This is a genomic window from Acetivibrio mesophilus, from assembly GCF_004102745.1.
GTDB classification, from domain to species: domain Bacteria; phylum Bacillota; class Clostridia; order Acetivibrionales; family Acetivibrionaceae; genus Hungateiclostridium; species Hungateiclostridium mesophilum.
The window spans coordinates 1-2,744 of the sequence record NZ_RLII01000066.1; the positions used below are offsets into that span (position 1 = coordinate 1).

Sequence of the window (2,744 nt, forward strand, 5' to 3'; positions counted from 1 at the left end):
TATTCGATGTATATTTGCTGTTAAAGGGTGATAGTGTACCAATATTTAAAACGAGGAATACATGGATAACGGATATTAAAGGACTTTCGACAACAATTACAAATGAAATTATTGATACAGCTAAAGATAAGGCAAAAGACGTTGCCCAAGAAGTGATTGATTATACAGAGGACAAAGCTGAGGATTTTGTGAAAAAGGCTGGTACTACTATAGCAGACTACATTGACTCAAAAGTAGATTTATTAGTAGATAAGGCATTTGCTAGTATTGAAAATCCTTTAAAAGAAAGTATGCACTCTGCAGAGGATATTTTTAATGACTTAGAGGCAAGTTTAAATGTTAAAGCTGAGGGAGAAATAGGAGACATAATGAATCGGATTAGCAGTGAAGTTCAAACTTTGCTTCTTCAACAAATGGAAACTGTTGAAAACAGTGCTGTAGGCAGCTACGTACCAATAAATATTCAAGGAGCTGATTATACAGATTTTCTTAAAGAATACAAAGATAGAAATCTTAAAGAAGCTGTAGCTGAGCTGACTGCAGAACTTGCAGAAGGAAAGGAGTTGCTTGGCTATAACGTGGATGAGACAAGTAAGAAAGTAAATAGTATGATCTTTAATACTATTCAAGAAGCAAAAAAGAAAGTGAAATATAATATAAAAGAGGGAATTGAAGATTATAAAGCAAATTTAGTCAATAAGTTCAAAGAAACATTCAAAAAAACTGCTGATAAGGGAAAAGATGAAGTAAATAAATTTATTGATTCTATCGGCAATACAAGTGACTCAGAAGTAATGAAAACAAACCTTAAGGGGTCTTTCCTCTCTATGAAGTATGCTGATTACCTTAGACTATTTTTACTTTTCACAAACAGCGATGTGAAGATGAAAAGAGTTGCTGATTTAATACAGGTGAATATGAGGACTATATCAGGGAGCAAAACTTTTAAAATCTCAGAATGTAGTACCTATATGCGCATCGAATCTTCAGTTTCAATAAAGTATTTGTTTGCAACAAAACCTTTTATGCCAAAGGAATTGAGAACCGAAGATGGAAAAAGAATAAAGCTTGATGTTGTCCTGTATAAGGGATATTAACATAAAAAAATGATTATTAAAAGAAAGGGATGTTGAAGAATGATTAGAGTAAAGTTAATATTAGTAGCAGTAATAATATGTGTAGCATCTTTATTATCGGCTTGTGGTGGCAGCGAGGAAGGAAATAGTCAACCTTCTAATACATCGACAGCAAACTCGACACAGAGTACACAGAATGCAGGAGATAAAAAAGAAAAGACTAATGCGGAAAAGTTTTTGGAGTATGCCATAGAAGCTGCTTATTTGAGGAATTTTACTGAAACTGGTGATTATGCAGGTGTAATGAATACATTACATGACATATATAAGAAAGATATTGTTAATCCTTATACTGGAGGTAGTTTAATATATGTGATGAATAGAACGGCATCTTATATTGAAAATAGTAATATGTCTGTAACAAGAGGGTTAGGTGTTGACTGTGTAGTAATAGACGATTATATGACAGACCTTGAAGAAATAGATACAAACGATGTGGTTTATTGCGTAAATCCAGAAAGTAAAGGTATGGTATTTGCATTTTGGTTTAAAGATGGTGTATACATATATGAGATTAGTGAAAATGGTGAGAAAATAAATGAAATTGAGCATTTCTTTGAAGAAAAAAATAAAGAGCAATAGAACTACGTTTTAATTAAGTGTATGTTTACTGCTTTTATGAGAGTAAAACTATAATAAAAACTGGAGGTTTTATAATGAAAAGACTAGCAGCATTAATGTTAACAGTATTTATCTTAACCATATTTTCCTCAAGCATGACTTATGCAATTAATATACCTCTTCGTGTAGTTGTAGATGGGGAAGAGGTGAATTTCCCGGATGCTCAGCCCTTCATTGATGCAAATGGAAGAACACAGACGCCGTCAAGGTTTATTGGCGAAGCTATAGGAGCGATAGTAACTTGGGATGGAAATGCCAAAAAGGCAGTATTTAAAATGAGCGGAACAACACTAGAGTTGTTTATTGGGAAAAAGGAATATCAGTTGAATGGGCAAAAGAAACAAATGGACACAGAGGCATTGTTGATAGATGGAAGGACATTTGTACCAGCCCGCTATGTAGCAGAAGCATTTGGTGCAACTGTTAGGTGGAAAAATGAAATTAAAACTGTGTATATAGATACAGATGATATTGGTAAAGTAGTAGATGAAGGTGACACAAGGGAAGTAGCTGGATTTATTGTACCAAAGAATATAGATTTATCAGTTTCAGCTATAAAAGATGACTTAAACTATGAAGCAGTGTTCACAATAGATTTTCTAAGAAAAGATGTTGAAAAGCAGAAAGATGACATGGAGAAAATATTATTACAAAGGTTTAGTGAAGATACGGTAAAAGAAATCATGAACGTTGTGAGGTCTAAGGTTAAAGATACAGATCTTATTGAAGCAAGATATTTTTATGATACTAAGACTAGCCAATATATTTTTCTTGCTAAGTCATGGCCAATGAGAGGATCTACGATTACGCTATATATATTAATAAAAGGAGTAAAACCTCGTTCGTTGTCTTAGAGATATGATAGTGTAAAGTAGCATATGAAAAATGTGGCCTGCCACTATCGAGACAAAATGCACCTTGAAAAGTGAAGAATATACCAAAGTTCCGCATTTATTCCACGGTCCTCTTGACAATGAGCCTCTGCCG

General features: G+C 33.5%; 3 protein-coding genes. All 3 read left to right on the top strand.

Going from position 1 to position 2,744, the window contains the following annotated elements; translation table 11 throughout:
• The coding region (locus EFD62_RS18175) for a DUF5702 domain-containing protein (RefSeq protein WP_235832704.1) at positions 1-1,097 on the top strand (1,097 nt) is incomplete at its 5' end.
• A gap of 39 nt (positions 1,098-1,136) precedes the next feature.
• The gene (locus tag EFD62_RS17135; protein WP_069193242.1) at positions 1,137-1,718 is read left to right on the top strand and encodes a hypothetical protein; all 582 of its coding nucleotides are present in this window, start codon (positions 1,137-1,139) and stop codon (positions 1,716-1,718) included.
• A gap of 95 nt (positions 1,719-1,813) precedes the next feature.
• Entirely contained in the window at positions 1,814-2,611 is a 798-nt protein-coding gene (locus EFD62_RS17140; protein WP_407921102.1) for a copper amine oxidase N-terminal domain-containing protein, read from the top strand.
• The last annotated feature ends 133 nt before the right edge of the window (positions 2,612-2,744 follow it).